The sequence below is a fragment of the Oceanicaulis sp. genome (assembly GCF_965284345.1).
GTDB classification, from domain to species: domain Bacteria; phylum Pseudomonadota; class Alphaproteobacteria; order Caulobacterales; family Maricaulaceae; genus Oceanicaulis; species Oceanicaulis alexandrii_A.
This window is the reverse complement of the sequence record NZ_OZ260073.1, coordinates 311,375-335,717: the sequence shown is the minus strand read 5'-3', so window position 1 is coordinate 335,717 and position 24,343 is coordinate 311,375. Positions and strand designations below refer to the sequence as shown.

At 62.2% G+C, this 24,343-nt stretch carries 34 protein-coding genes and 1 tRNA gene; 12 read left to right on the top strand and 23 right to left on the bottom strand.

All coding sequences use genetic code 11. From position 1 onward, the window contains the following. Positions 1-111: 111 nt before the first annotated feature. Positions 112-639, top strand: coding sequence for a single-stranded DNA-binding protein (gene ssb, locus ACQ66J_RS01730; RefSeq protein WP_375548789.1), 528 nt, complete (start codon positions 112-114; stop codon positions 637-639). A gap of 74 nt (positions 640-713) precedes the next feature. Here ssb and ACQ66J_RS01725 read toward each other — a convergent pair whose 3' ends face one another. Together ACQ66J_RS01725 and ACQ66J_RS01720 are read right to left on the bottom strand one after the other, a co-directional pair. Then, complete coding sequence (locus ACQ66J_RS01725) at positions 714-1,754, bottom strand: Kelch repeat-containing protein (RefSeq protein ID WP_430430248.1); 1,041 nt, start codon at positions 1,752-1,754, stop codon at positions 714-716. Further along, positions 1,754-2,329, bottom strand: a complete 576-nt coding sequence (locus ACQ66J_RS01720; protein WP_430430247.1) for a superoxide dismutase family protein — start codon at positions 2,327-2,329, stop codon at positions 1,754-1,756. Before ACQ66J_RS01720 ends, ACQ66J_RS01725 begins: the two co-directional genes overlap by 1 nt. Positions 2,330-2,658: 329 nt before the next feature. Between ACQ66J_RS01720 and gyrA the strand changes: the two genes are divergently transcribed. The 5 genes from gyrA to ACQ66J_RS01695 are packed head-to-tail and all read left to right on the top strand — an operon-like array spanning position 2,659 to position 7,964. Continuing rightward, a complete protein-coding gene (gene gyrA / locus ACQ66J_RS01715; protein ID WP_430432215.1) occupies positions 2,659-5,412 on the top strand; it encodes a DNA gyrase subunit A in 2,754 nt (917 codons plus the stop codon). Between the two features lie 26 nt (positions 5,413-5,438). After that, positions 5,439-6,029, top strand: coding sequence for a hypothetical protein (locus ACQ66J_RS01710; protein ID WP_430430246.1), 591 nt, complete (start codon positions 5,439-5,441; stop codon positions 6,027-6,029). Next, entirely contained in the window at positions 6,026-6,517 is a 492-nt protein-coding gene (gene coaD, locus ACQ66J_RS01705; RefSeq protein WP_430430245.1) for a pantetheine-phosphate adenylyltransferase, read from the top strand. The genes ACQ66J_RS01710 and coaD overlap by 4 nt, the downstream gene beginning before the upstream one ends. Beyond that, on the top strand, positions 6,517-7,485 hold the full coding sequence (locus ACQ66J_RS01700) for a peptidylprolyl isomerase (protein WP_430430244.1): 969 nt from the start codon (positions 6,517-6,519) through the stop codon (positions 7,483-7,485). The genes coaD and ACQ66J_RS01700 overlap by 1 nt, the downstream gene beginning before the upstream one ends. A gap of 26 nt (positions 7,486-7,511) precedes the next feature. Further along, complete coding sequence (locus ACQ66J_RS01695) at positions 7,512-7,964, top strand: peptidylprolyl isomerase (RefSeq protein ID WP_375548795.1); 453 nt, start codon at positions 7,512-7,514, stop codon at positions 7,962-7,964. A gap of 70 nt (positions 7,965-8,034) precedes the next feature. Here ACQ66J_RS01695 and ACQ66J_RS01690 read toward each other — a convergent pair whose 3' ends face one another. Further along, positions 8,035-8,907, bottom strand: coding sequence for an endonuclease/exonuclease/phosphatase family protein (locus ACQ66J_RS01690; protein WP_430430243.1), 873 nt, complete (start codon positions 8,905-8,907; stop codon positions 8,035-8,037). 184 nt (positions 8,908-9,091) lie between these two features. Between ACQ66J_RS01690 and queA the strand changes: the two genes are divergently transcribed. Beyond that, the gene (gene queA, locus ACQ66J_RS01685) at positions 9,092-10,156 is read left to right on the top strand and encodes a tRNA preQ1(34) S-adenosylmethionine ribosyltransferase-isomerase QueA (RefSeq protein WP_430432214.1); all 1,065 of its coding nucleotides are present in this window, start codon (positions 9,092-9,094) and stop codon (positions 10,154-10,156) included. On the opposite strand, the gene ACQ66J_RS01680 is transcribed toward queA, so the two are convergent. Both ACQ66J_RS01680 and ACQ66J_RS01675 read right to left on the bottom strand, forming a co-directional pair. Further along, positions 10,153-10,311 carry a hypothetical protein gene (locus ACQ66J_RS01680; RefSeq protein WP_375548797.1) on the bottom strand — a complete coding sequence of 53 codons (159 nt, stop codon included), beginning with the start codon at positions 10,309-10,311 and terminating at the stop codon, positions 10,153-10,155. The two genes, queA and ACQ66J_RS01680, sit on opposite strands and share 4 nt — an antisense overlap. Positions 10,312-10,398: 87 nt before the next feature. Then, positions 10,399-11,946, bottom strand: coding sequence for an acyl-CoA carboxylase subunit beta (locus ACQ66J_RS01675; protein ID WP_430430242.1), 1,548 nt, complete (start codon positions 11,944-11,946; stop codon positions 10,399-10,401). A 32-nt stretch (positions 11,947-11,978) separates the two neighbouring features. Here ACQ66J_RS01675 and tgt point away from each other — a divergent pair, with 32 nt between their 5' ends. After that, positions 11,979-13,106, top strand: coding sequence for a tRNA guanosine(34) transglycosylase Tgt (tgt, locus tag ACQ66J_RS01670; RefSeq protein WP_430430241.1), 1,128 nt, complete (start codon positions 11,979-11,981; stop codon positions 13,104-13,106). Here the strand turns inward: tgt and ACQ66J_RS01665 are convergent. Beyond that, positions 13,103-13,729 carry a hypothetical protein gene (locus ACQ66J_RS01665; protein WP_430430240.1) on the bottom strand — a complete coding sequence of 209 codons (627 nt, stop codon included), beginning with the start codon at positions 13,727-13,729 and terminating at the stop codon, positions 13,103-13,105. The genes tgt and ACQ66J_RS01665 overlap by 4 nt on opposite strands. 108 nt (positions 13,730-13,837) lie before the next feature. Between ACQ66J_RS01665 and ACQ66J_RS01660 the strand changes: the two genes are divergently transcribed. Then, positions 13,838-13,913, top strand: a tRNA-Lys gene (locus tag ACQ66J_RS01660). A 1-nt stretch (position 13,914) separates the two neighbouring features. On the opposite strand, the gene ACQ66J_RS01655 is transcribed toward ACQ66J_RS01660, so the two are convergent. The 16 genes from ACQ66J_RS01655 to ACQ66J_RS01580 all read right to left on the bottom strand — a co-directional run bounded on the left by ACQ66J_RS01655 (position 13,915) and on the right by ACQ66J_RS01580 (position 22,429). Next, entirely contained in the window at positions 13,915-14,979 is a 1,065-nt protein-coding gene (locus tag ACQ66J_RS01655; RefSeq protein WP_430430239.1) for a tyrosine-type recombinase/integrase, read from the bottom strand. A 153-nt stretch (positions 14,980-15,132) separates the two neighbouring features. Further along, positions 15,133-15,540, bottom strand: a complete 408-nt coding sequence (locus tag ACQ66J_RS01650; protein WP_430430238.1) for a hypothetical protein — start codon at positions 15,538-15,540, stop codon at positions 15,133-15,135. After that, a complete protein-coding gene (locus tag ACQ66J_RS01645; protein ID WP_430430237.1) occupies positions 15,533-15,763 on the bottom strand; it encodes a hypothetical protein in 231 nt (76 codons plus the stop codon). The genes ACQ66J_RS01650 and ACQ66J_RS01645 overlap by 8 nt, the downstream gene beginning before the upstream one ends. Positions 15,764-15,941: 178 nt before the next feature. After that, on the bottom strand, positions 15,942-16,916 hold the full coding sequence (locus tag ACQ66J_RS01640; protein WP_430430236.1) for a hypothetical protein: 975 nt from the start codon (positions 16,914-16,916) through the stop codon (positions 15,942-15,944). A 2-nt stretch (positions 16,917-16,918) separates the two neighbouring features. After that, positions 16,919-17,149: a phosphoglycolate phosphatase gene (locus ACQ66J_RS01635; RefSeq protein ID WP_430430235.1), complete on the bottom strand. Its 231-nt coding sequence runs from the start codon at positions 17,147-17,149 to the stop codon at positions 16,919-16,921. Beyond that, positions 17,149-17,547 (bottom strand): recombination protein NinB, encoded by a 399-nt coding sequence (locus ACQ66J_RS01630; RefSeq protein WP_430430234.1) that lies wholly within the window; start codon positions 17,545-17,547, stop codon positions 17,149-17,151. Before ACQ66J_RS01630 ends, ACQ66J_RS01635 begins: the two co-directional genes overlap by 1 nt. Beyond that, complete coding sequence (locus tag ACQ66J_RS01625; protein ID WP_430430233.1) at positions 17,544-18,173, bottom strand: lambda exonuclease family protein; 630 nt, start codon at positions 18,171-18,173, stop codon at positions 17,544-17,546. Before ACQ66J_RS01625 ends, ACQ66J_RS01630 begins: the two co-directional genes overlap by 4 nt. Beyond that, on the bottom strand, positions 18,170-18,952 hold the full coding sequence (locus tag ACQ66J_RS01620) for an ERF family protein (RefSeq protein WP_430430232.1): 783 nt from the start codon (positions 18,950-18,952) through the stop codon (positions 18,170-18,172). Before ACQ66J_RS01620 ends, ACQ66J_RS01625 begins: the two co-directional genes overlap by 4 nt. 1 nt (position 18,953) lies before the next feature. Beyond that, positions 18,954-19,082, bottom strand: coding sequence for a hypothetical protein (locus ACQ66J_RS01615; protein ID WP_430430231.1), 129 nt, complete (start codon positions 19,080-19,082; stop codon positions 18,954-18,956). Beyond that, positions 19,079-19,312, bottom strand: coding sequence for a hypothetical protein (locus ACQ66J_RS01610; RefSeq protein WP_430430230.1), 234 nt, complete (start codon positions 19,310-19,312; stop codon positions 19,079-19,081). The genes ACQ66J_RS01615 and ACQ66J_RS01610 overlap by 4 nt, the downstream gene beginning before the upstream one ends. A gap of 105 nt (positions 19,313-19,417) precedes the next feature. Continuing rightward, positions 19,418-19,963 (bottom strand): hypothetical protein, encoded by a 546-nt coding sequence (locus tag ACQ66J_RS01605; protein WP_430430229.1) that lies wholly within the window; start codon positions 19,961-19,963, stop codon positions 19,418-19,420. A 10-nt stretch (positions 19,964-19,973) separates the two neighbouring features. After that, the gene (locus ACQ66J_RS01600) at positions 19,974-20,312 is read right to left on the bottom strand and encodes a hypothetical protein (protein WP_430430228.1); all 339 of its coding nucleotides are present in this window, start codon (positions 20,310-20,312) and stop codon (positions 19,974-19,976) included. Between the two features lie 219 nt (positions 20,313-20,531). Continuing rightward, a complete protein-coding gene (locus ACQ66J_RS01595) occupies positions 20,532-20,849 on the bottom strand; it encodes a hypothetical protein (protein ID WP_430430227.1) in 318 nt (105 codons plus the stop codon). After that, positions 20,846-21,139 carry a hypothetical protein gene (locus ACQ66J_RS01590; protein WP_430430226.1) on the bottom strand — a complete coding sequence of 98 codons (294 nt, stop codon included), beginning with the start codon at positions 21,137-21,139 and terminating at the stop codon, positions 20,846-20,848. The genes ACQ66J_RS01595 and ACQ66J_RS01590 overlap by 4 nt, the downstream gene beginning before the upstream one ends. A 119-nt stretch (positions 21,140-21,258) precedes the next feature. Next, positions 21,259-21,633 carry a hypothetical protein gene (locus ACQ66J_RS01585; protein WP_430430225.1) on the bottom strand — a complete coding sequence of 125 codons (375 nt, stop codon included), beginning with the start codon at positions 21,631-21,633 and terminating at the stop codon, positions 21,259-21,261. Between the two features lie 49 nt (positions 21,634-21,682). Then, positions 21,683-22,429 carry a LexA family transcriptional regulator gene (locus ACQ66J_RS01580; protein ID WP_430430224.1) on the bottom strand — a complete coding sequence of 249 codons (747 nt, stop codon included), beginning with the start codon at positions 22,427-22,429 and terminating at the stop codon, positions 21,683-21,685. A 93-nt stretch (positions 22,430-22,522) separates the two neighbouring features. On the opposite strand from ACQ66J_RS01580, the gene ACQ66J_RS01575 reads away from it, so the two are divergent. Together ACQ66J_RS01575 and ACQ66J_RS01570 are read left to right on the top strand one after the other, a co-directional pair. Further along, on the top strand, positions 22,523-22,750 hold the full coding sequence (locus ACQ66J_RS01575) for a hypothetical protein (protein ID WP_430430223.1): 228 nt from the start codon (positions 22,523-22,525) through the stop codon (positions 22,748-22,750). A 45-nt stretch (positions 22,751-22,795) separates the two neighbouring features. Continuing rightward, positions 22,796-23,290, top strand: a complete 495-nt coding sequence (locus ACQ66J_RS01570; RefSeq protein WP_430430222.1) for a hypothetical protein — start codon at positions 22,796-22,798, stop codon at positions 23,288-23,290. Here ACQ66J_RS01570 and ACQ66J_RS01565 read toward each other — a convergent pair. Next, positions 23,281-23,454 (bottom strand): hypothetical protein, encoded by a 174-nt coding sequence (locus ACQ66J_RS01565; RefSeq protein WP_430430221.1) that lies wholly within the window; start codon positions 23,452-23,454, stop codon positions 23,281-23,283. The genes ACQ66J_RS01570 and ACQ66J_RS01565 overlap by 10 nt on opposite strands. 77 nt (positions 23,455-23,531) lie before the next feature. Between ACQ66J_RS01565 and ACQ66J_RS01560 the strand changes: the two genes are divergently transcribed. Further along, positions 23,532-23,966 carry a DUF533 domain-containing protein gene (locus ACQ66J_RS01560; protein ID WP_430430220.1) on the top strand — a complete coding sequence of 145 codons (435 nt, stop codon included), beginning with the start codon at positions 23,532-23,534 and terminating at the stop codon, positions 23,964-23,966. The last annotated feature ends 377 nt before the right edge of the window (positions 23,967-24,343 follow it).

Here is a 24,343-nt window from a genome sequence, read left to right as displayed (position 1 = left end):
GATGGACTCGGGCAGCGGGATAGGCTTCGTTAACACCCGACTCGCGCCTTAATTGACGCGCGGAACGGAATGTGAACAAATACGACGCGAAAGACAAGCGGGAGACGCGGTATGGCTGGTTCTGTAAACAAGGTGATCCTGGTGGGCAATCTGGGCGCCGACCCCGAAGTGCGGCGCCTGAATTCCGGCGATCCGGTCGTGAACCTGCGCATCGCCACGTCGGAAAACTGGCGCGACAAGTCCACCGGCGAACGCCGCGAGAAGACCGAATGGCATAATGTCGTGATCTTCAACGACAACCTCGCCAAGGTCGCGGAGAATTATCTGAAAAAAGGCTCGAAAATTTATGTCGAGGGCCAGCTTCAGACCCGCAAATGGCAAGACCGCGACGGGAATGACAAATACACCACCGAAGTGGTGCTGCAGCGCTATCGCGGCGAGCTGACCATGCTGGACGGCCGCGGCGAAGGCGGCGGCGACCGCATGGGCGGCGGCTATAACAACAACCAGATGGATGACCGCTCCGGCGGCGGCCAGGGCGGCTATAATCAGGGCGGCGGACAAGGCGGCGGTCAGCGCAGCAACGCCCCGCGCGAGGACTTCACCTCCGACACCCTCGACGACGACATCCCGTTCTAGGATCTGTATAGAGACCAGACGAAAAAGCCCGGCGCAGTGCGCCGGGCTTTCTTGTTGTTGGGGAGGCTCACAGCCTAGGGCGTGAACCAGCTCAGCGTGGGGGTGGTCTGGCTGCCGCTGGGCTGGGCGGCGCCGCCGATGGTGGCGATCTCCGAGCCGACTGTGACCGCGCCCAGACCATGTCGGGGCGTGGGCATGCGGACCATCTCGGTCCAGCTGTCAGACGCCGGATCATAGCGCCAGACTTGGGCGTAGACGCCGCCGCCTGAATTATCAAACCACTCGCCGCCAAACACATAGAGCGCGCCATCCACGCTCGCGGCGGCGAGGCCGCCGGCGCCGCGCGGCCCGGCTTCAGGGGCGGGCAGGGGCGCACGGGTCTCCCAGCTATCGTTTTGCGGGTCATAGGCTTCGTGGACGGGCGTGTTGCCGCCGGTCACCGTGCGTCCGCCCACCACATGCAGGCGTCCGTCCAGCGCTGCGCCCGCTGCGGAATTGCGCGCGGTGGGGGCGGGGGCTGCGACCGACCAGGTCTGGGTGGCGGGATCGAGAACAATATGGGCGTTAGTGTCGGCGTGGTCTGACCAGGCTTTATTGGACAGCCCCGCCGGGCGGCGCCCGGTGACTACATGCAGGCGTCCGTTAAGCGTGACGCAGACTGTCTCCGCATAGGGTTCGGCCATGGGCGCGCCATTGCGCCATGCATTGCGGCCCGGGTCATAGACCCGCACGCCATTGCTCATCGCCCACATCCCGCCGGTCTGGGCGGTGAAGCCGCCCACAGCGTAAATCAGGCCCTCAAGCCCCACGAGATTGGGGTGGTGCAGCGGCACGGGCAGGCGCGCCCGCTCTCGCCAGCGATCTGCGCCGGGCGCCAGGGAGAAGACGCGATCCGAGACGCCGATCCGGCCGCGTCCCACATCCGGGCTCAATCCGCCCGCCACATAAAGCACGCCTTCAAGGACAGCCGGATAGATTTCCTGCACCCGCAGCGGCAGGTCGGGGCCAGCGCGCCAGGACGACGCGCCGGCGGCCTGGCCGAAAGCGCGGCCGGGCAAAGTCAGGGACAGGCCGGCAGCGCCGAAACCGGTCAAAGCCGTACGCCGGGTCAGCATCAGTGCGCCGCCTCAATCACGCCGCACACATGGCGGGCGCCGGCGCCGCCAATGGGCTGGGTCGTGTGATCGTCTTCATTGTCATGGATGACGAGGGCGGAGCCGTTCCCGTCCAGCAAGGCCGGGGCGTCATACTCGCCGTTCAGGCTGACGCGGTCAGTGAAGAGCTGGGCGCGCAGCACGCCGTCCTCATGCACATAGATATTGGGCAGGTCGGCATTGTCCGGCCCTTCCGGGTTCAAGAGGCCGTGGCTGCGCCCTGATGGATTGATATGACCGCCCGAACTGGTGAAGTCCGCGTTGGAGCAATCCCCGATCTGGTGCAGGTGCACGCCATGCCAGCCAGCAGCGCTGTCGGGGGCGCCATCAAGTTCGATGGTGATCAGAACGCCTTTGGAGCCTTGCTGGAGGCGGGCCTGGCCGATCTCGTTGCGCGCCCGGTCGATCAGCGTTGCATGCGCTTCTGTGGCGCCGGACATAGCCTCGGAATGGTGGTCAGCGGCGAGCGCGATTGCGCTTACACTGCTGGCGGCGAGGGCTGTGGTCAGGGCGAGGGTGCGAAGGGCGCGGGTCATGAGGCGTCTCCTTTGAAAGCTACGTCATCAACGTAGGCGGCGTCGCGCATGATGCGACCCCAAGAGAGGAAGTCTGCGCTGTTTTACAACAAAAAACAGGCGGAGCCGCAAATCTGTCAGGAAACCGTGGAGACAGCCGCGCACCGTGTTTGCCGCCTGTCTCTGGCCTTGCTAGACATAACATCTAACCGTGCGCAGGTGATTCACGCCCTCAGAGGGTGATCTGCGTCCGACCGCCGTCTCTTTACGCGCGCTGTCCCGCTTGGCGAAGACAGGCGCGCGCCAGCCAGGACGAAACGACTTTGAGCGATTTGCCCCCTGAAACGCCCATGGATGAAGACCTGCCCGCCGCGCCGAGCGGCCCGATGGTGTCCATCGAAGACGAGATGAAGCGCAGCTATCTCGATTACGCGATGAGCGTGATCGTCAGCCGCGCCATTCCTGATGCGCGAGACGGGCTCAAGCCTGTGCACCGCCGCATCCTGTGGGCCATGCATGAGGGCGGCTACACCAAGGACAAGGCGTACAAGAAATCCGCCAACGTGGTCGGCGACGTGATGGGTCGCTATCACCCCCATGGCGACAGCGCGATCTATGACGCCCTGGCGCGTATGGCGCAGCCCTTCTCCATGGGCCTGCCGCTTATGGACGGTCAGGGCAATTTCGGCTCCATGGACGGCGACCCGCCCGCCGCCATGCGTTACACCGAAATCCGCATGGACCATCCCGCTGAAGCGCTGCTGGCGGATATCGACAAGGATACGGTCGAGTTTCAGGACAATTATGACGGTTCAAAGCAAGAGCCGATCGTCTTGCCGGCGCGCTATCCCAACCTTCTGGTCAACGGCGCCGGCGGCATCGCCGTGGGCATGGCGACCAATATCCCGCCCCATAACCTCAACGAGGTGGTGGACGCGACGATGGCGCTGCTCGACCAGCCTGACATCACCGACGTTGAATTGCTGGAATTCGTTCCGGCGCCGGACTTCCCCACAGGCGGCGAGATCATTGGCCGCTCCGGTGCGCGCAAGGCGCTCCTGGAGGGCCGCGGTTCGGTCATTCTGCGCGGCAAGACCTCCATCGAGGATATTCGCCAGGGCCGCGAAGCCATCATCGTTCACGAGATTCCCTATCAGGTGAACAAGGCGTCGATGATCGAGAAGATCGCCGAACTGGTGCGGGAGAAGCGCGTCGAGGGCATTTCCGATCTGCGCGACGAATCCGACCGCTCGGGCGTGCGCGTGGTGATCGAGCTGAAGAAAGACGCCAACGCCGAAGTCATTCTGAACCAGCTGTATCGCTGGAGCCCGCTGCAAACCTCGTTCGGGGTGAACATGCTGGCGCTGATCGGCGGTCGCCCGCAGCAGGCGGGGATGCGCACCTTCCTTGAGACCTTCATCAATCACCGCAAGGAAGTGGTGGTCCGCCGCACCAAGTTCGACCTCAAGAAAGCGCGCGATCGGGCGCACGTCTTGATCGGTCTGGGCGTGGCCGTCGCCAATATCGACGAGATCATCGCCATGATCCGTCGCGCGCCCGACCCGCAGACCGCGCGTCAGCAATTGCGCGACAAGGCCTGGCCGGCCAAGGACATCGCGCCGCTGGTGGAGCTGGTGGCTGATCCGCGCTCTCGGATCAAGGATGGCGAGATCCGCCTGACGGAAGAGCAGGCCAAGGCGATCCTGGATCTGCGCCTGCACCGCCTGACGGCGCTGGGCCGCGACGAGATCGGCGATGAGGCCAACAAGCTGGCCGAGACCATCGCCGAGTTGCTGGAAATCCTGCGCAGCCCGACCCTGATCCGCGACATCATCCGCAATGAGCTTCTGGACGCCAAAGCCAAGTTTGGCGTGGAGCGTCGCTCCACGATCATCGAGGGCGATCTCGGGATTGAGGATGAAGACCTGATCCCGCGTGAGGACATGGTCGTCACCCTGACCCATGGCGGTTACGTCAAGCGCACCCCGCTCTCCACCTATCGCGCCCAGAACCGCGGCGGCAGAGGCCGCGCGGGCATGGCGATGAAGGATGAGGATTTTGTGGCGACCCTGTTTGTCGCCTCGACTCATGCGCCGCTCTTGTTCTTCACCTCTGACGGCATGGTCTACAAGACCAAGACCTGGCGCCTGCCGCTCGGCGCGCCTAACACCAAGGGCAAATTCCTGACAAACCTGCTGCCCAGCCTTAATGACGGCGCGTGGATCACCTCGGTGATGGCGCTGCCCGAAGATGAGGATCAGTGGAGCGAGTATGACGTGATGTTCGCCACCACGGCGGGCACGGTGCGCCGAAACAAGCTGTCGGATTTCGTTCAGGTCAACCGCAATGGCAAGATCGCCATGAAGCTGGACGAAGACGGCTCCGAAATCCTCGATGTGCGCCTGTGCAACAAGGATCAGGACGTGCTGCTGGTGTCTGCGGCTGGCCGGGCGATCCGCTTCTCGGTGGAAGATGTGCGCGTCTTCGCCTCGCGCAATTCCACCGGCGTGCGCGGTATTCGCCTGAAAGAGGGCGATCGCCTGATCTCCATGGCGATCCTGAACCATATCAACGTCACCACCGATGAGGCGCGCGCTTATATGAAGCACGCCAACGCCATGCGGCGTGCGGCGGGCCTTGAGGAAGACGACGCCGTCATCAGCACGCCGGAAGAGGGCGAAGCGGCTGCGGAGGTGGCGCTGAGCCCGGAACGCATCGCCGAGCTGGGCGCTGCGGAAGAGTTCGTGCTGACCGTGGCTCAGGACGGCTTGGGCAAACGGTCCAGCGCCTATGATTACCGCGTCATGGGACGCGGCAATCAGGGCGTCGCCGCCCACGACATGAGCAAGGTCAAGGAATTGGCGGCGTGTTTCCCGGTCATTGATGGCGACACCGTGATGGCGGTCACCGATGGCGGTCAGCTGATCCGCTTCCCGGTGGACAGTGTGCGCATCGCCGCCCGCGCCACCAAGGGCGTGCGGCTGATCCGACTGGCGGACAGCGAAAAAGTCGTGTCTGTTGTGCGCATCGCGGAAAGCGATGACGATACTGGCGTTGACGAAGGCGATGAGGGCGAAGCCCCGACGCCGGATGCGCCGGAATAGTTTCATTTGCAGAAGAAGTTATTCCTATGAGTGGAAGCAAGACTTTAGTCGATCCTGATCCTGTAACGATCGTTCTTACAGGTGCGGCGGTTGTTTCTGCAGTTTCCGCGCTTCCTTCTGCTATCGAAACACTACTTCGGATGAGGAACAACAAAAGAGAGGCTCAGCAGAACACAATCAATTTCCGCCAAACCTTGCTTCGTAAAATTCTGAATGATTTAAACGACGCAAGTGAATCTATATCTGAATTTCGCCATCAAATTTCCATTTATGAGGGCGAAGGCAGAGCTTCAAATTTAGATGAACCCATCCAGATAGGAAGGGCTCGGCTTGATTTAAGTATAGATGAGATTTCTCTTTTCTCTGAGCTCTATCAGCCGCTGGCCTTAGCGAATAATACGATAACCAACTCAGTTGGGAATTACCTCAGGACTGCTTCTCTGGATGATTGCCAGTTAGACAGTGACATAGTCGCTGTCTTGTCCGGCGTTGGTGAAGACCTCAGTAAAATTCTAGTTGGTGACTGCAGCTTGCGGGAAGCCCTAAGAATACTGGATGGCGCAATTTTCAACATCCACCAAGAATTGTCGAAGTTAAGGCTGAGGGGCAATAGATGAAACGCCGCGTCGCACTCTATCCTGGCACGTTTGATCCTATCACGAACGGCCATCTCGATATTATCGGCCGGGCTGTGAAGCTCTATGACAAGCTGGTGATCGGGGTGGCTCGCAATGACGCCAAGAACCCGCTCTTCAGCTTTGACGAGCGGGTCGAGATGGCGCGCGAGCTGGCGGAATCCGTGGCGGGCGACACCGAGATCGAAGTGTTGCCGTTTGAAGGCCTTTTGATGCACTTCGCCGAAAAAGTCGGCGCCAACTCGATCATTCGCGGTCTGCGCGCGGTGTCGGACTTTGAGTACGAATTTCAGATGGTGGGGATGAATCAGCGCCTGAATGCGGATATTGAAACCGTGTTCTTGATGGCCGATCCGCGCCATCAGGCGATCGCCTCGCGTCTGGTCAAGGAAATCGCCAAGCTGGACGGGGACATCACGCCTTTCGTTCCAGAATTGGTCAAAGCGCGTTTGTTGGAGAAATTCGTCTAATGGCCCAGTGCCCCCGTTTGTTCGCCACCGCCTGCCTGTCCGCCCTGTTGGCGACGGCGTGCGCGGAAGCCGAAACCGACAGCCAGACCCAGGACGCGGCGCCGGCAAGCGAAGCGGCTGAGCAAGCAGCGCAAGCGCCGGCCGCAGCGCCGGGCGCCGCTATCATCGCGGATGCGCCTGACAGCGCCTGGCGCACGGTGGACGGTGAAGACCTGATCCACATGGTGACCAGCAAGGGCGAGGTGTGGATCGAGCTGCAAGACGAGTTCACCCCGCTCCATGCCGCCCGTGTGCGAGAATTGGCCGAGACGGACTGGCTGGACTGGAAAGTCTTTCACCGTGTGATCGACGGCTTCATGGCGCAAGGCGGCGGGGCTGTGGATAATCCCAGCGTTCAGGCGCCGTTTGATCCGATCCAGGCTGAGTTCGGCATTCGCCGCGATCCTAACGCCATCATCGTCAATGAGCTTCAGGAACGCCGCGCCACACGGGACGGCCCCATGGCCCAGGCCGGGTTCTGGGATGGCTTTCCCGTCGGCACCCAGCCGTCAGCGCTCGCCGGCATCGTGGCCGATGGCCGGGTAGAGAGCTGGCTGCTTCATTGTGACGGCGCCGCCGCCATGGCGCGCACCAATGATCCCAACTCCGCAAACGCCCAGTTTTATATCGTCCGCGGCGACGCAGAGCATCTGAACACCCAGTACACCGTCTGGGGCAAGGTGCGTGTCGGGCAGGACGTGGTGGAGAGCCTCAATGTCGGCACCCAGGGGCAGACCCTGGGGTTCCGCCCTGACATCATTGAAGAGTTCGAGCTGGCCCGCGACATGACCGATGCGCCGACGGTGCAGGTCATGGACACGCGCTCGGCCAGCTTCACCGCCTATCTCGAAGCCTTGGCGGCCAGCCGTGATAACGGCCGCCTGCCGGATATTTGCGCCATCGACGTGCCTGTGCGCGTCCTCGATTAAGAACCTATCCTCCAAAGGAGACCGTCGTGTCCGACGCCAAGCAAGAACTCGTGTTCACCCTGGAAGGCGGCGATGTCGTCATTCGCCTGCGCCCCGATCTGGCGCCCAAGCATGTCGCCCGGATCTCTGAGCTGGCCGCTGATGGCTTTTATGACGGTCTGACCTTTCACCGTGTGATCGATGGCTTTGTCGCGCAGGGCGGTTGCCCGAACGGCAATGGCATGGGCGGCTCGGGCCAGAATATCGAGGCTGAGTTTAGTGCCGAGCCGCATGTGCGCGGCACCATGTCCATGGCGCGCGCGATGGATCCCAACTCCGCCGACAGCCAGTTCTTCATCTGCCTGGACGCCGTGCCATATCTCGACAACCAGTACACCGTCTGGGGTGAAGTGATCTCCGGCATGGAACATGTGGACGCGCTGCCCAAGGGCGAGCCGCCCGCCGAGCCGGGCAAGATCGTCAAGGCGTCCGTACGCTAGACCTGACTTCTGCGATGATGTGTGAAACGGGCGGCTCTCAGAGCCGCCCGTTTTTCGTTGCAGCGGTCGCTCAAGCCTCGCACCGCTCCACCAGGGTGAAGACAGGACGGTGATCAGACCCTGCGTCAGGCGCAGCGCCGGTTTGGGAGGCGCAGAGCCCGTCACTGATCCAGATATGATCAATCCCCAGCATGGGCAGAGGGATCAGACGTTTGGACGGCCAGGTGCGCAAGCCGTGGGTGACGCGTCTGAGCGGCGCCAGCGCGTGTGTCAGCGCTCGCATCGAAAAGCCTTTTTCGGCGGTGTTGAAATCTCCGGCCAGGATCTGGGAGTGCTCAGTTTGCGCCGCGATCAGCGCGGACAGGCGTTCGCGATGATACTGGTAGAGATCCGGGCGTGTCGGTCGCGCGAAATGGGTGCTGGTCAGCCGCAAGGGGGCGCCCTGGAAGTCGATCTGCATGAAGGCGATGGGCACGGTTCGGTATTCATCACACCCCTGATCCAGCACCGGCAGGCGAGAGATCAGGGTCGCCCCCCAGGGACAGCGCACCTGATGGGGATAGGCATCTTGAAGGCTGGCAGGGACATATTGCAGCGCGCCGCCAGTTTCCTGCAGGAAGACCAGATCAAAATCGCCCTCGCGCAGGAAGGTGATGGCCGCGTCCGGGTCGCGATTGAGGTTCCACAGATTGAATGTGACGAGTCGCAGGGCGTCTCCGGTTTCACTGCGCGGCGGCAGAGTGTCTGGATGCGGGCGAAGCTGGGCGTAGGGAAAAGCCAGAACGATCAGCAATGCACTGGCCATGAAGCCGATGCGGCGCAGCAGCGTCAGTCCTTTGGGGCGCAGGGTAAACAGAGCCGTTCCCGCCAGGGCGCCGGCTGCTGCAGGAACGGGCCAGATCATGTTGAAGACATCAGCTTTGGGAAAATAACTGCCGGACATCAACACTCCATAGGTCAGCGCCAGGCAGATACAGGCGCCCAGACACGCCGCGTATGCGGAAAGGCGAAAGACCGCAGTCAATAGGGGGGGCGGTTGAAGCATGCGGGAAATCTGTCCGGGTGTCTGGCGGGCGAGCGTTGCTATGCGTATATCACCGCCAGCTTGAAGGAATGTTATGACTCAATTGCGACTGACCGATTTTGATTTTCACCTGCCAGAAGACCGGATCGCCCTGCGCCCGGCGCGGCCGCGTGACAGTGCGCGCCTGTTGCAGGTGAAGGATGGCGGTGTGTCGGATCTGGGTGTTCTTGACCTTCCAGACCTGCTCGAACCCGGTGATCTTCTGGTCTTCAACGACACCCGCGTCATTCCGGCGGCGCTGACCGGCGTGCGCCCGGCCCGCGCTCATGGCGGCGGGGGTGATGTGGAGATCGAGATCAACCTGCACAAGCGCGATGACGAAGCCGTCTGGCGCGCCTTTGTGCGTCCCGCCAAACGCCTGAAAGAAGATGATACGCTGCAGTTCAAGGGCGGGTTGACCGCTCAGGTGACTGAAAAGCGTGAGGGGGGCGAAGTCGTTCTGACCTTTGACCGGTCCGGCGTTGACCTCGACAGGGCGATTGTGGAAGCCGGCGCCCCGCCGCTGCCGCCCTATATCGCCTCAAAGCGCGCTGCAGACGCCGCCGATCTTGAGGATTACCAGACGGTCTACGCCGCCCCGGATAAAGCGGGCTCGGTCGCGGCGCCCACAGCAGGATTGCACTTCACCGATCGCCTGTTTGCGGCGCTCGACGCGCGCGGGATCAAGCGCACTCATGTGACGCTGCACGTAGGGGCGGGGACGTTCCTGCCGGTCAAAACCGATGATTTGTCCGAGCACCAGATGCATGCGGAATATTACGAGATCAGCGAACAGACGGCGGATTTGATCAACCAGACCCGCAAGGCGGGCGGTCGCATCATCGCCGTGGGCACCACCTCGATTCGCACGCTGGAAAGCGCGGCGGACGAAGACGGCACGGTCCGCGCCGAAGCGCGCGACACGTCAATCTTCATCACGCCGGGCTACCGGTTCAAGGTGATCGACGCGCTGATGACCAATTTCCACCTGCCCAAATCCACGCTGTTCATGCTGGTCAGCGCGCTGGCGGGTTTTGACGAGATGCAGGCCGCCTACGCCCATGCGATCAGAAACGAGTATCGTTTTTTCTCTTACGGGGATTCCAGCCTGTTGTGGCGCAAGGGCTAATCCGCCGTTCCGCACACCGCGCCGTCATCCACCTGATCATAGCCTTGCCGGGCCAGATACATCGCGCAGCCGCAGGCGAGATCGGGGTCCGCTTTCACGGTGTCTTCGTTCTCCAGCACCATCAGGCACAGATACTCGTACTCATCTTTCATCATGGCGGGCTCCTTTGTGTTGAGCCCATCCTGCGCCCGGTGCGTGATCACGGTCCAATCGATAGTTTGTGTAAGCGCCAGTGAGCAGCTCTATGGCCGATAACGCGTCCCCGGCTTGTCGCGCGTGCGCAATTTGGCGGTCAGGTTCGCAAATTCTGTCAGCAAGGGTCGGGTGTCCGCCGGGTCGATGATCTCCTCGATCCAGAAGCGTTCGGCGGTTTTGAACGGGTCGGACAGATCACGCATCCGGGTGCGCAGCTCTTCCTTGAGCGCTTCGGGGTCTTCGGCGGTCGCCAGCACGGATTTAAACGCGGCCTCCACCCCGCCCTCCAGCGGCAGCGAGCCCCAGTCTCCTGACGGCCAGGCATAGCGATAGCGAAAGCGGGTATGGTCCATCATCGCCGCGCCCGCCACGCCATAGGCTTTGCGGATCAGCATGGTGCACCAGGGCACGCTGGCCTGATAGATCGCCGACAGGGCGCGGGCGCCATGCCGGATCGTGCCGGCGCGCTCGGCCCGGGTGCCGATAACAAAGCCCGGCACATCCACGAAATGCACCACCGGCAGGCGGAAGGTTTCGGCCAGATCGACAAAGCGGATGATTTTCTGTGCGGCCTCGGCGGTCCACCCGCCGCCATAGACATTGGGATTGCTGGCGAGCACGGCGACCGGCCAGCCGTCGAGCCGGGCGAGGGCGGTGATCACCGAACTGCCGAAATGACGGCCCATCTCGAACACGCTGCCCTGATCAAGCGTGGTGTTGAGGATCGCGCGCATGTCATAGCCGAAGCGTTTGTCGCGCGGCACGATTTCGCGAAGGCTCTCATCAATGCGCGCGGGATCATCTGAGGGCGGCGTGCGGTCGGCGGCGTCGCCCGCCATGTCAGGCAGATAGGAGAGGAACCAGCGCGCCGCCTCCATGGCGTCCGCCTCGCTGGCATAGGCGTCGTCTGCGGCGCCCGCGGCAAGCTGCAGGTCGGATCCGCCCAGCTCTTCCTTGCTGACATGTTCGCCCACGCCCGCCACCACGGGAGGGCCTGCGATGAACATTTGCGACTGGCCTTTGACCATGACGCAATAATGCGACGACACGGCCCGCGCTGCGCCAAGACCCGCCACGGGACCAAGCGCGAGCGACACCACCGGCACCCGTTCAAGATTGGCGACCACCTGATCCCAGGCGGGATTAAACGGCACATAGCTGGCGCCCATGTCGAGAATGGATTTGACCGAGCCGCCGCCGCCCGTGCCCTCGATCAACCGGATCAGGGGCAGGCCCAGCTCGCCCGCCATTTTCTCGGCCTCGATCTGTTTTTCGACTATGGCGGCGTCCGCCGCGCCGCCGCGCACAGTGAAATCATCAGCGACCACGGCCACCGCGCGTCCGCGCACCGTGCCGCGACCGAAGATGCAATTGGCCGGGGAGAAGCCCTCAAACCCGCCCTCTGCATTTGTGCGCGCTTTGCCGGTGAGCGAGCCGATTTCCCGAAAACTCCCTGGGTCGAGCAAAAGATCCAGTCTTTCCCGTACGTTGAGACGGCCTGCCGCCTTTTGGCGGGCGAGCTTTTCCGCCCCACCCATGTTATGAGCCAGCGCCTGACGCTTGCGCAAATGGGCGATTTCGTCTTTCCAACTCACTCAACTCTCTCCCGCAGTATCGCCAGGTTCTGATGCCCAGCTTTGATTTTGATCTTCACGCCACTGACGGCGCCGCCCGCACCGGGGTTCTGAAAACCCCGCGCGGGGATATTCGCACGCCGGCTTTCATGCCTGTCGGCACGGCGGCGACGGTGAAGGCGCTATATCCTGAACAGGTTAAGCAAGCTGGCGCGGATATCATACTGGGAAATACCTATCACCTGATGCTGCGGCCTGGCGCCGAGCGGGTCAAACGTTTGGGGGGGCTGCATCATTTCATGCGCTGGGATGGCCCGATCCTGACCGATTCGGGCGGCTTCCAGGTCTGGTCCCTGTCCGATCTGCGCGAGATGACCGAAGAGGGGGTGGCGTTCAAAAGCCATCTCGACGGCTCAAAGCACATGCTGACGCCCGAACGCTCCATCGAGATCCAGGCCGACCTCCTGGGCGCCGACATCTCCATGCAGCTTGATGAGTGCACGCCCTATCCGTGTGAGAAAGACGCGGCGGCGAGCTCCATGCAGCTTTCCCGGCGCTGGGGGCTGCGCTCGAAACAGGCGTTTGGCGAGCGCTCCGGCCAGGCGCTGTTCGGCATTGTTCAGGGCAGCACCTATGAGGATTTGCGTCGCGAAAGCGCGGAAGTCCTGATCGAGATCGGCTTTGACGGTTACGCCATTGGCGGCCTCGCCGTGGGCGAAGGCTTTGAGATGATGTGCCAGGTGCTCGACGTCACCACGCCGCATCTGCCTCATGAGCGCCCGCGCTATCTGATGGGCGTGGGCAAGCCGATTGATCTCGTGGAAGCCGTCGCACGCGGCGTGGACATGTTTGACTGCGTGCTGCCGACCCGCTCGGGCCGTCATGGTCAGGCGTGGACGGATTGGGGGCCGGTGAACGTCAAGAACGCCCGCTTCGCCGAGGATACGCGTCCCATGGACGAGACGCTCGATTGCCCGGCCAGCCGGGATTATTCGCGCGCCTATCTGCATCACCTCATTCGGGCGGGCGAGTATCTGGGCTCGATGCTGTTGTCCTGGCATAACATCGCCTATTTCGAAAACCTCACCGCCCGCATGCGCGCCGCCATCGCCGCAGGCGAGTTTGAAGCCTTCCGCGCCCAGTTCCATGCCCGCATGGATGAAGGGCCTGAGGCGATCTAGCTCTCGGGCTCCGCGGCTGTTTCGCTGAGTAAGCCATAGGCGCTCATCGCCTCAATCAAGGTCGCCCGGTCACACTGGAGCGCATCAAATCCGCCGCGCAGCCAGGCGCGGCGCTTGAGCGCCAGCTCACGCTCTTGCGCGGCGGCGGCTTCAATCTCACCCGCCCGGCCCAAAAACCGCACGACGGGACGCGTCGGGTTCAGCCCCACAATGGTGTCGCGCGCCGTATCGGCGGCGAGATCTGGCGCATCCTCTGCGATGGAAGAGGCGAAATCTCGCGAGCGGTCCAGCATCCCTTCTTCTTGCTCGCCTGAGTCTGTGTGGGACTCGGGGCGGGGCGCCTCGATATCTGGACCCAGCAATGAGGTGAGGCGCGCAATGTCGCGGGCGAGGGCCGGGCAGCTGACCGCCGCGCCGGAACCGCCATAGGGGGTGGGTACGGTTTCATCGCCATCATCAATCACGATCTGGCCGGGACGCGCCCGCGGCAGGCCCACCGTGTCAGACGCGACCGATTCCGTACGCCCCAGGGGCGTTTTGGGCAGGTCGGGCAGGCTGGAGCACGCGGTCAGGATGAGCGCGATTGCGCCAACGATCAGCATTTTGGACAGGGTGTTCTTCATGCTTATGTCCTATCATGATCGTGTAACTGTAAAAGAGGGGGTTTCCCGCATATAGCCGGGTTGACCCTATGGGGCGCCGGTTATAGGTTCCGCGCCTCTCGAGACGGAGAGCCGATAGCTCAGCTGGTAGAGCAACTGACTTTTAATCAGTAGGTCCAGGGTTCGAACCCCTGTCGGCTCACCAATCACTTAGCCTTGTTTTGTGATTGGCCGTTTGCAGCACCGTTTACAGCAGTAAAGCGCTCTGCCGTGCGAAGCGCAAGAGAATTCGCGTCTACATAGACCCGCCGAATCTCCGCCACCTTCTCAGGTGACCAGCCGATAATCCCCGCTATCTCCCGATCGTCGGTCCCTGCGAGCGCAAGGGCTGTGGCGAATGTTCCGCGCGCGTCGTGGATGTGTTTGTCCACACCCGCCAGTGTCGTGATCGCGTCAAAGTTCGAGCTGAATCCGTCCGGCGTCATGGGCTCGCCCCTGGCGCCGCGCAGGATCGCGCCCGTGGTTTCCGGCATTTCATCGATCAACGCCCGCAATTGCGGCAGGATGGGGATGATCACCCGCCTGTGCGTCTTATTGCTGATCCAGTCGAAATACCCGCCCTGATCGGCGCTATAAGGGATGGCCACAAGGCTGCTGCGTCTCAGCCCAGTGAGGCAGGCAAAGCGCATCGCCCAGGCCATGCGTTGCCCCAGAGGCGTTTGAACCCCCGCCATCTTTGCGTGATCGTCTTCGGTCCAGATGATGTCCGCCCGGCTTGCCCGGTGCAGCCGCCCCATGCGCGCGGCCACGTTCAGCACCAGCTCGCCATTGTCCATGAGCCATGACAGAAGCCGCTTGAAGACCGCCACGGCGTAATCCGCTGTGCGCGGCCGGTTGCGCATGTCGTCGCGCCACTCCTTCACCTCGCCCCGCATCTGCGGATCGTTGAAGGCGGACAATGGCGCGTCTGAGAATTCCAGCTCGATCAGGGACAGGTAGCGGCTGTATTCGCGCTGGGTCCGTTCTGAGAGCTTGGAGAAGTCACCCGACCGCTTGTAACGCTTGATCGCATCGCCAAGGGTTCCGGGGATGACATAGGCGTCTGGCGCGGTCTTGCTGGCTTGCGCCTGATTATAGGAGCGCAGGAACTCGACAGATCCCGGCTCACCGTCCAGCTTCGGCCCGCCGCGCCACGCATAGCGATGAACGCGGACAGAGCCGTCAGCCAGCTTCCTTCTGACCGTGTGAATCCCGTGCAGTTTTACGTCCACGCTTCCACTCCCTGAATGCGTCGGGGGGAGTGTAAGCCCCTGGCGCGTGAACAATCACGCCCCGATCTGTAATTTCAACAGACCCGACCGTCACGCCCGCATCCCGCGTGGCCTGCACAGCCTTGGTGATCCATTCGGGAGAGGGGCGCCGGCTCAAGGCGTACCCTCCTGGTCTAGCGCTGAGAGGGCGACTTCAAGGCGCTGCAACGCGTCGCCCATAACCTGCAAATCGCCGTCATCCCTGAATGCTTTTAGACCTGCGAGCAGTGTGCGAGCAAAGCGCGCCGCTTCCACAACCCGGTCCCGCTTCTCCAGCTCTGATTTAAGCGCGCGGATGGTGGAGGCCATAGCGCCCATGGCGGTCTTGCTGGCCACTATGAAATCGCGGTCAGCCTTTTTGACCCATGGCCCGTCGCAGCACCCGCAGGCGGCGATAACGGACGCTTCACCAGCGGCGATGAAGGCAAGGTTTTCACCCTCATCTGGGCTTTTGTCTTCCCACACGCCCGGCGTAGCCTTCGACAGCAACCGCTCCAGCTCTTCCAGTTCTGCATCAGTCATGGGTGGGCTCCTTGCGTCCGCGCTCATGCGCGCCCCATAGATAGACGCCCGTCATTGGCGCCATAAAAAGCAGGCCGATCAAAACGCCTGCGATGCCACCTTCGATTACACCGACAAACGCGGCGCCGGCGTTGCACATGAGGATCAAGCCGGTGCCGGGGTGGTGGCCATAGCCGGGCACATATCCGCACCCGCGCCAGATCGCTCGGATCACATCACCCATCGGTCTTGTCTCCTGTTGGGGTGGGCTTCGAGTTCGCGCCAAGCGTCTCGTAAAGCCTTAACCAACCCCACTAGGGATGCGGCAATCAAAAACATTGCTGCTACAGTCAGGCTAAAATTTAGCGGCTCTGGCGTGTGAAAAAGGTGCGTTGCGAATAGCACTCCGAACTGCACACCCATCACCCTTCTCCATTATTGAGAGAGCGGAGCATTGCCAGAGAAGCACTGTCCTGAGCGCGGATCACACTTGGTACATCGCCCTGAATGCTGTTCTCTTCGGTCAGTACGCCGCGCTCAAACATGGTCGCCAGCGCTTCGATGGTCTCACGCTCCACATCTCCTTGAACCAGCCGCCGCGCTGCGCGCTTGTCTAACTCCAGTGCTTTTTGACGACACCGCGCCGCTTCCTCTGGTGAGGGCGGAGGCCCAACCTCCCAATGCCCCTCCCCCTCACTGACAAGGGAGGCGAGAGCGGCGGTGATGCGCCCTTCTGCAATGTCTTGGCAGGCAATCAGGTGGTTTGTACGTTTTGGCTCTCCGCCGCCGCGGCTTTCGTTCCACCCGCATGTCCATGCGCGCTGTATTTCGCTTCGGATCAAAACGCGCAGATCATCACTCACCACCCCTGAAGGCTGTACAGGGGTGAGTTCCTCTGAGGGGTTTTCGGCCCCGTTCACCCTGTCAGGGTTGACGATTTGGCCGAGTTCCTCTGACCCTTCCCGCTGTACGCCCATGCGCTCGGCGCTTTCTTGGCGCACAATCTCTGTGCGCTCTGCGGCGTACCGGTCGAGGGCGGAAGGCTGTACAAGGGCAGAGGTGATGTGTTGGGCGAAGTCAGCTTGATCCGGTTCAACCGATACAATGGCAGAGGATGTCACGAGCAACCGCCAGTCTTCTTCGGCAACCGCACGCGCTTCTGTGAGTGATTGCTTTTCCCAAATGGGGTCGTCGCCCAAGCGGCCAACAAGAAACGACCCTTCATCTGGCTGAATGGCGTAGATCCGACCAACGCCGGTCACTGCAAACTCGCCATCGAAGTCAAATGGGCCATCCTTACTGCTTGTTGTTTCCCAAACCAATGGCCGCACCCCCATCTGCGGGAGTAGGGGCTTTCCAGTGCTTCCGCACACGTCGCACTTCACTGTCTCACTCATCTTCAGTCCTTCATGTCTGATAGTGCGGCCCGGTCCACGCCGTTCAGCGCCGCAGCGAGGGGCAAGCCGTTGACCATGTTGGACCGCACGTCAGTGCGCGCGCCGCGCAGCGCGGGCGTGAAGCCCGCCGCCTCCAGAGACACGGACACGTCATGGCCGCGCTCTTTCCAATAGGCTTCGATCCGGGATTTGAGGCGCAGGGCGCCGGTGTGGTCGCAGAGGTCAGGGGTCATCAGGCGGCGTCCTTCTTGTCGTCGGCAAACTCAACGCCGCGTTCAGCGCCGAATTTGAAAATCAGTTCGATCAGGTCGCTCATTTCAGACTTGCTCAGGCGAGAACTGGAGCGGCCCAGGTTGATGAAACCGGTCCCGTTGATGTTCGGGACAAGGCGCATTTCTTGGTTCAGCGCGTCCATGAAGATCAGTTTCCAGTCGTCGGCGGTGAGCCGGACGCCATGCCACTCGACCTGACGCGCGACTTCGGTGAGCATCGCCCACATCCGGGCGTTCTGATCTGACGAGCGCTTGCTTTCGCGGAACTCGACATACGTTCCAGCGGGCGCGCCCATGCACCATGAAGCGGCTTTCTCGCGCTCGCGCTTACTGGTCAGGATGACGCCCGCCCGGCTCATGCGGCCTCGCTCTCGCCCATGCGGGCGCGGATGCTGGCCACCACTTCGTCAAGCTCTTCAGTGAACTCAGCGACGGCGGACGCCATGCGGGCGATGTAGGCTTCGTCTCGCTCGATACGCTTGGTGAACAGGGGTAGGCCGCGATAATAGGCGGCGAAGTCCCACCACTCGCGTTCACAGACCCACATGCAGCCCTGAACCTGGGCCATGTGTTCGGGCGGCATTTCGCCCTTGAGCAGCGTATCAATCATCAGGTGAGGCGCGCGGGTCTTGATCTCCAAGCCGCCGCGCTCGCCTACCAGAGCGTCAGGAGAGCAGCCGGGCCGTTTATTGGTCACAAAGCCCACCTGCACCGGCTCAACGTCCGCCATGAAGGCGTAGAGGTTGCGCGCTTCCGCTTCCATTTCATGACCGCGCTCCATGGCGGCGTTTGAATAGGACTCGGCGGGCTCGCCCGTGAGGATTTCCCCTGCGAGCTTCAGCATCAGCGTGCGGCGTGTCTTGCTAGGCGCACCGCCACGCCCGCTGGCCATGATGGTTGAGAACTCCGAAGCGGTCGGGCGTCCGGCGCGGATGGCGAACCATTCCGGTGTGCCTTGGTCCATGTCGTGGATCTGCACGCTCATGCGTCACCGCCTTCCGCCTTGGCCTTGGCGGCTTTCTTGACGTTCAGAGCCTTGACTGCATCCCAGAACCGGGGCTCCGGCAGGTCTGCGAGCGTGTCCACCCCCAGCCATTTGCAGAATGCGGCTTCGTCAGCGTCTGCCGCTTCGATTTCGCGGCGAAGGTTGGCGAGTTGATCGGCGGTGATCGGGTCCGGCGCGTCAGCGGTGCGCGCGTCGTCATCCGCCGCAGCGGCAAGGCCAAGCGCCAGCTTCAGCGTGTACCGCTGGAGATAGGTCGTCGTGGAGCCCACGGCCTGAATGTTGTTCTTGCCGCCGCTCTCATCGCGCCCGGCGGAGAGTGAGGTTTCCTCGCTGTATCCGCCCCGGTGCGAGATGATGCACGCCACGGTGATGATCCCGCCTTCGCCTTGAGACGAGCGGAAGCGATAGGACAGGCCATGCTCTGCAAGGATCGGGTCAACCGCCTTGGCGATACCGGCAAGGGTCTCGTGCTTGTACTCGGTGCGCTTGTTGCCTTCGCCATAAGCGACCTGCTGGTCTTTCAGGATCGTCGGCAGTTTGGCCTTGGCCTCAGAGATAGCATTATCAAACGCCTTCTTGCCCTGGTTCGCTTCCCAACGCTCCTGAAGCGCGAGCAGCTTTTCCATGACGTCGATATTGGCGCCGCTATCAACAGCGCGTGAGAGCATGTCCATAGGCGTGAGCGCGCCGCCATTGGCAGGGGCCGGCGCTTCGTACTGCTCGCGCGTGGCGATCTCGGTTTTAGGTTCAGCGGACATATCAGGCTCCTAAATCTTTGGTGAAGTACAGCACCACGCCCGCCGCTGCGCAGATCAGCGCAAAGAGGATGTATTCCCATGCGGTGAGGGTGAGGAAGGACGGGCGGCGATGGAACAGGGGGCGGCTCATGAGCACCCCTTTTTATCGTCAATAAATCCGCCCAGAACGGGCAAGAAAAACGCGGCCATAATAAAAAAACAGGAGAGAAGGCTGTATGCTATGGCCAAGCTGCGGACGCGCGGCGTGGACGGGATTTCCCCACTCGCCAGCGGCGCCAGCCAAGCGGCAACGCCAAAGAGCACGATCACCAGAATTACCGCCACAATGCCCAGCCGCAGCGACCAGTAAGGTTTCGACATATCCAGTCTCCGAAAGAAGGGGGCCGAGCGGGCGAAGGGGATAACCCGCTCGGCCAGTTGACCGACGCGCAACCGGGGAGGCGCAGGACGTCGGCTTGAAGGGGGTTATTCGATCTCTCGAACGTCGCTGATGTGGCGGAGAGGGAAGGGCGAGACGATCAGCTCAGGCTCCCAATAGACAGGGCGAATGCCGCCTTCACCGTCGCTGCAGAGCACGTAGGTTGCCTGCAGCCCTTCGGGCATAAACAGGCCGTTGGGTTCTGGCTGCGGTATTGTCCCACCAACATCCCTGTGCGATCCCGAAAACCCAGTCGTGTCCTGCCCTTCCATCCAGATGCGCTCAGGATTGGTAATCTGAACGCTGGCGGGCATTCCGTAGCCGACGCTTTCACAGATCAGGAACAGCTCGCCTTGCCAGTTCTGATAGTACGAGTAGGTCGCAATCTCCTGATCGCGCAGCTCATAGAGGAATGTCTGCCAGCGCAGCTCTTGCCAGTTTGCAATCGCGGGAGGCGGAACCTGGCGCGTCGCCTCGCGCATCATTTGCTCGGTTTGAGCGCGCCGCTGCGCGTCGGCGGACTGGGTGGCCTCAACATCGCTGCAGGCAACAAGCGCCAGTGCAGCGGCGGCAGTGAAAATAATCGCTTTCATGGTATTCTCCTTAGCGGCAACCGGACGCCTGAAGGCGGCGGTAGTAGGCTTGTTGATCTGGGGAAAGGCGCTCCACGTCCGGCGCGAACTGGCGCACAATCGAAGCGCAGACAGCAGAGCGTGAGCCTTCATTGCGCGCAGTCTCAAGGGCCACACGCTGGCGCTCAAAGTTGCTGGATACTCCGCGATTGAAGGAGAGGCTTTCTTCGTAAACCTCGCGCTCCACGCGGACCTGTTCGGCTCGCAAGATTCCGCCAACACGAATGTTGAGAAAGGAGAGCCCAAACAGGGCGACATAGAGGACCGCAAGTGCGGCAATACCTCCGACGATGTAGGCTGCAGTCTTCATTTTACGCCTCCAATAAGGGGCTAGCGACCGGGGATAGCTACAGGCTGGGGGAGCGTTGAGCTGTCCCCGGTCGCAGTGGGGCTGAAGCCCCTGCAGGGCGTCAGCGGAAAGGGGGTCAGCCGATCAGGCAGGCCGCGCCGATCACGACAACGGCCATGAAGCCAAAGACAGCGCAGGCGCTGAGCGCGTCACTGGCGAGGTCAAGGAGATACTGGCGCATCACGCGGCCTCGCCTTCGGTTGCCTCAGCGCGCGCCTTCAGTTCAGCGAACGCCTGTTCAATCGCTTCAAGCGGGCAGTCCGCGCCGACATGAATATCAGCCGGATAGAGCTTGCCGTGCGGGGTCGTGACGGCGCCAAACGAAACCCGGCAATCAAACGCTGCGTCAAAGCTGCGAAGGTGGCGGCGAATGTCTTGGCGCGTGGTCCCGACAAGGGTCAGGGAGGCTGAGACATGCTCCGCGCCGGTGTGGTGCAGGGCGCGCGCTTCGAGCTTGTCGAGCTTGGCCTGCATGTCGTGAACGTCTTGGATGCTCATCGTGCTGCGGCTCCTTCTTTGTCAGAGGCGCGGCGCTTGATCTCGGCAGTCAGAGCGGCGGCGAATGCCGGATCGCTCTCACGCATACGCTCAGCGTGTTCAGCGCCGAACCGGGCCTGCATGGCGGGGTTTGACTTCCACTGATCGAGATAGCTGCGCGCCCGCTGCTCCGGGGTTTTCTGGACGAACACAGGAGCCGGGCGAGGGCGACCATCCAGCAGGTTGTCGAGCGCGTAATCGGTCTGCGTCCGGTAGCCTGCTTTCACATATGCGGGGGTGGTCTGCGTCATGTCGTGCTCCCTTGTTCGATAGGGAGACGATAGAAAAGCTATCGCATCAGGTCAACAGAAAAACTATCGATGTGCGATATTTTTTATGATGCCGGTGTTTTGGGGTTGGCGCGAGAGTGTTAAATCACAGGCTCGCCGCGTGCGGGCAGGTCGCACCGTGCGCGCTCTTTTGCGATGATCATGGCGTCTTCGTGGCCGCGCAGATCGGCGATCTCATCGGCATAGTCCCGCGTTCCGGCAAGGCCGATCAGAGCAGGCCAGAAAATCAGCGCGCCCGCCGTCATCAGCGCAGTGTCTGAATTTGCGCTATTGCCCTGGCGTCTGGCCAGCACGACCGCTTCAAACCGCACGCGCTCAATCTCCTCATCAAGCTGTTCGCATGAGAGATTGGCGTATAACGCCGGGTTTACATAGGTTGGTCGGATGGTGTGCGGCTGCGCAGCGCAGGCTGTAAGGAGCATCACGGCCCCGGCGATCATGGCAGTGCGTTTCATGTCAATTCCCCCTTTGCGGGTAAACGCTATCCCGCCACGCGCGCGGCGCCTAGAGTATCACCTCGTATTTGCCAATCATGACGCGGGCAATGCGGGTTTCTTCACCATCCCTGAGCATGTCGTCAGTGAGGGTGATCTTGCCGGTCCATCGCTTGTTCGTGGATCTGGCCTCAAGGGCATAGCCTGCGCCATCGCGCACCAGGGCCTTCAGTGTCGCTTCGACCAACCCGCCCCGAATGCGCTCTGCCACCACGATCAGGTCGCGGCCCTTGGCCTCAAATTCCCTCAACAGCCCATCCAGCCCATCGGCCGGCAAGGCCATTTCGAGCGGAACTGTGTTCACATAAGCCCCGTCTTGAGCGATCAGGTCGCAGCTATCGCCGCGCACACGCAAGGCGCGCTGGGCGCTCTTTGGAAAGCGCGGGTGCGGGATGAATGGTATGGATTCGCCTGTGTCGAGCATTTCAATTGCCTCTTGCCAAACCCCTGCGGCGATTTCGCCTATTACAGGTATTGAGCCGGAGGAATTCACCTCAATCAATGCTTTACCGTGATCTCGATTATGCTTGACACCTTCCGCCCAAGGCGGCGCGCCTTCGCCCGTCAAGAGCCACCCGGCGGACACCTTGAAGGCGTCGGCGTATTCTTCAGCCCTAGGTGCTCTAATGCCGCTCTGGCCATTCTCATGTGATCGGTAGGTGACTTCCTTCCACCCATAGCGCCGGGCGGCGTCAGAGGCGGTTTCAAAGCCTGCCCATTCACGGGCGGCCTTCAGTCGTTCGGCCTGCGTTTCCATATCGCCTCCGATACACATCAGCGCAACAGAAATCCTGTTGACGTTGAGCGACAGCTTTTCTATTGTGTCGCCATGAAGACATTCACCGACATCATGGCCAAGTGGCCGACCCTCGTGGAGTTCGCTGAAGACGCTGGCGTGCCTGAGCGGCGCGCACGCGGCTGGAAGGCGGCGGATTCTATTCCCGGCCGTTACTGGCTTTCTCTGGTGAAGGCGGCGGATCGTCGCTCGATCAAGGGCGTTACGACTGATGTGCTGGCCAAGATCGCGGCGACCACAAAGCCGAAGCCGACCAAGCCCCGCAAAAGCGAGGCCGCATGACCCGCTCACCCTTCCCCCTTCCCCCCCGCAAGGAGTCCTTCCATCATGACGGACATGACAGATGCCGAATTCAAGCAGGCCGAGGGTCAGCGCATTCTGGCCGGTCTGGGCGCTATTGCGGCCCTGCCGGGCGCGGGGCTGGTGACCGGGACGGGGGCTGGCGCGCCCCTGTTCGCGGCGGCGCTGTGCTGTGTGGCTCTGGCGTATCTGTTCTGGCTGTACACGGACGGGGTGTATGCCTTGTCGGTGAAGCTCAAACAGGCGGGTGTTTTGTCGGCCTGGATGGGGCGCCTGTTGCGGCCCGGCCGTCCGTTTCAGGTGATCACGCTTCTCAGCGCTGTCGCCAATGTGCTGTTGACCCTGTGCGGCTTTGCAGGGGAGCGCGCCGGGATCGCCTTGCCGATCAGCGCTCAGACCGGTTTCGCCCTGGCGCTGGGCTGGGCGGGCGTGTGCGCCGTCTTGGCCCTGTGGGGCTATGTGGCGATGGAACGGCTTCGCGCCGAGGTCCGCGCCCATATGGCCAACGCCCCTCAAGACTGAGCCTCGCTGATCAGCGCGGGCGGCTTCACGCCTCCGCCGCGTCTGGCGCGCTTGATCTGCGCGGCGTTCTCTTTTGCGCGCGCCCTGATTTCCAGATCCACGGCCGGCCTGATCAGCCGGATGCTTTCGCGTCTGAGCTGCATGGCGTCGGTCAAGTCCTTCATCGCGGTCTCCATGCCTATGCCCAGACCATGGCGCAAGGCCGGGGCGAGCGGAACGCAAAAACCTTGGGAGTGTTTGCATGACCCCGACCTTTCACCGGGCGCAAACGCGCCAGATCGTGAACGCCGCAGGCGGCGCCCAGCCGACCGCCGAAATGCTTGGCCTTGCGGATACGTCCGCAGTGTCGCGCTGGTTGAACGGCAACGGCACGATGAGCGCTTGGCATATGACGACGCTGCAATGCGCGCTGGGGGTGTCGAGCTATTCGGATGCGATGACCAATCTGGTCGGCCCGCCCCCTGTCTCACCGCTGGGCATGATCGAAAGCGCCGCAGAGGCGAGCCGTCATGCCGGGGCGCTTCCGGCGATGGTTCTGGACGCCAAGGCGGATGGCCGGGTGGATGAGAGCGAACGCCGCATGCTGCTCGCCTGCATCCGCAGCGCCAAGGAGCAGCTCGACCGCACCGAACAAGCCTTGCTGACAGAGGGTCCGCACTCTCTGGCTGCGGAATAGGGGGCGGGGATGGGACGTGTTGAGCAAGTCTGCCGCCGCATTGTCACTGAAGCTGGGGGCGATCCTAACGAGGTGAACAGCCAGAAACACTGGCATCCAGACGCGGGCGTTATGGTCAGGGCCAACGTCCCGGGATGGCGCGCCCATGCGCCGTACGTCCGCCGCGTCCTTATGGCCTATGACGCCATCCGTAACATCGAGGCCACGTCATGAGCCTCAACACCAACACACAGACAGCGGAGCGGGTAGGCTGCGCTGGATCCACGCCGGGCGGACAGTGCGGTTCCTCAGAACCCCGGCCTTCATGCGCCCCAGGGCGTCAAAGCGGTCCCGCTCCCCAGACCGGCACTGCCATGCCGTCTGGAATACATGCCGCC

What these genes read in the sequence shown, in the direction of transcription:
- ACQ66J_RS01590 (WP_430430226.1), bottom strand. Translation starts at nt 21,139, where the DNA reads ATGACGCAGACCACCCCCGCATATGTGAAAGCAGGCTACCGGACGCAG.
- ACQ66J_RS01605 (WP_430430229.1), bottom strand. Translation starts at nt 19,963, where the DNA reads ATGAAAGCGATTATTTTCACTGCCGCCGCTGCACTGGCGCTTGTTGCC.
- ACQ66J_RS01630 (WP_430430234.1), bottom strand. Translation starts at nt 17,547, where the DNA reads ATGAGCCGGGCGGGCGTCATCCTGACCAGTAAGCGCGAGCGCGAGAAA.
- ACQ66J_RS01600 (WP_430430228.1), bottom strand. Translation starts at nt 20,312, where the DNA reads ATGAAGACTGCAGCCTACATCGTCGGAGGTATTGCCGCACTTGCGGTC.
- ACQ66J_RS01610 (WP_430430230.1), bottom strand. Translation starts at nt 19,312, where the DNA reads ATGTCGAAACCTTACTGGTCGCTGCGGCTGGGCATTGTGGCGGTAATT.
- ACQ66J_RS01665 (WP_430430240.1), bottom strand. Translation starts at nt 13,729, where the DNA reads ATGAAGAACACCCTGTCCAAAATGCTGATCGTTGGCGCAATCGCGCTC.
- ACQ66J_RS01720 (WP_430430247.1), bottom strand. Translation starts at nt 2,329, where the DNA reads ATGACCCGCGCCCTTCGCACCCTCGCCCTGACCACAGCCCTCGCCGCC.
- ACQ66J_RS01595 (WP_430430227.1), bottom strand. Translation starts at nt 20,849, where the DNA reads ATGAGCATCCAAGACGTTCACGACATGCAGGCCAAGCTCGACAAGCTC.
- ACQ66J_RS01615 (WP_430430231.1), bottom strand. Translation starts at nt 19,082, where the DNA reads ATGAGCCGCCCCCTGTTCCATCGCCGCCCGTCCTTCCTCACCCTCACC.
- ACQ66J_RS01635 (WP_430430235.1), bottom strand. Translation starts at nt 17,149, where the DNA reads ATGACCCCTGACCTCTGCGACCACACCGGCGCCCTGCGCCTCAAATCC.
- ACQ66J_RS01580 (WP_430430224.1), bottom strand. Translation starts at nt 22,429, where the DNA reads ATGGAAACGCAGGCCGAACGACTGAAGGCCGCCCGTGAATGGGCAGGC.
- ACQ66J_RS01680 (WP_375548797.1), bottom strand. Translation starts at nt 10,311, where the DNA reads ATGATGAAAGATGAGTACGAGTATCTGTGCCTGATGGTGCTGGAGAAC.
- ssb (WP_375548789.1), top strand. Translation starts at nt 112, where the DNA reads ATGGCTGGTTCTGTAAACAAGGTGATCCTGGTGGGCAATCTGGGCGCC.
- ACQ66J_RS01565 (WP_430430221.1), bottom strand. Translation starts at nt 23,454, where the DNA reads ATGAAGGACTTGACCGACGCCATGCAGCTCAGACGCGAAAGCATCCGG.
- ACQ66J_RS01710 (WP_430430246.1), top strand. Translation starts at nt 5,439, where the DNA reads ATGAGTGGAAGCAAGACTTTAGTCGATCCTGATCCTGTAACGATCGTT.
- coaD (WP_430430245.1), top strand. Translation starts at nt 6,026, where the DNA reads ATGAAACGCCGCGTCGCACTCTATCCTGGCACGTTTGATCCTATCACG.
- ACQ66J_RS01690 (WP_430430243.1), bottom strand. Translation starts at nt 8,907, where the DNA reads ATGTCCGGCAGTTATTTTCCCAAAGCTGATGTCTTCAACATGATCTGG.
- ACQ66J_RS01625 (WP_430430233.1), bottom strand. Translation starts at nt 18,173, where the DNA reads ATGAGCGTGCAGATCCACGACATGGACCAAGGCACACCGGAATGGTTC.
- tgt (WP_430430241.1), top strand. Translation starts at nt 11,979, where the DNA reads ATGCCCAGCTTTGATTTTGATCTTCACGCCACTGACGGCGCCGCCCGC.
- gyrA (WP_430432215.1), top strand. Translation starts at nt 2,659, where the DNA reads ATGGATGAAGACCTGCCCGCCGCGCCGAGCGGCCCGATGGTGTCCATC.
- ACQ66J_RS01575 (WP_430430223.1), top strand. Translation starts at nt 22,523, where the DNA reads ATGGCCAAGTGGCCGACCCTCGTGGAGTTCGCTGAAGACGCTGGCGTG.
- ACQ66J_RS01640 (WP_430430236.1), bottom strand. Translation starts at nt 16,916, where the DNA reads ATGAGTGAGACAGTGAAGTGCGACGTGTGCGGAAGCACTGGAAAGCCC.
- ACQ66J_RS01700 (WP_430430244.1), top strand. Translation starts at nt 6,517, where the DNA reads ATGGCCCAGTGCCCCCGTTTGTTCGCCACCGCCTGCCTGTCCGCCCTG.
- ACQ66J_RS01570 (WP_430430222.1), top strand. Translation starts at nt 22,796, where the DNA reads ATGACGGACATGACAGATGCCGAATTCAAGCAGGCCGAGGGTCAGCGC.
- ACQ66J_RS01650 (WP_430430238.1), bottom strand. Translation starts at nt 15,540, where the DNA reads ATGACTGATGCAGAACTGGAAGAGCTGGAGCGGTTGCTGTCGAAGGCT.
- ACQ66J_RS01560 (WP_430430220.1), top strand. Translation starts at nt 23,532, where the DNA reads ATGACCCCGACCTTTCACCGGGCGCAAACGCGCCAGATCGTGAACGCC.
- ACQ66J_RS01725 (WP_430430248.1), bottom strand. Translation starts at nt 1,754, where the DNA reads ATGCTGACCCGGCGTACGGCTTTGACCGGTTTCGGCGCTGCCGGCCTG.
- ACQ66J_RS01620 (WP_430430232.1), bottom strand. Translation starts at nt 18,952, where the DNA reads ATGTCCGCTGAACCTAAAACCGAGATCGCCACGCGCGAGCAGTACGAA.
- ACQ66J_RS01585 (WP_430430225.1), bottom strand. Translation starts at nt 21,633, where the DNA reads ATGAAACGCACTGCCATGATCGCCGGGGCCGTGATGCTCCTTACAGCC.
- ACQ66J_RS01645 (WP_430430237.1), bottom strand. Translation starts at nt 15,763, where the DNA reads ATGGGTGATGTGATCCGAGCGATCTGGCGCGGGTGCGGATATGTGCCC.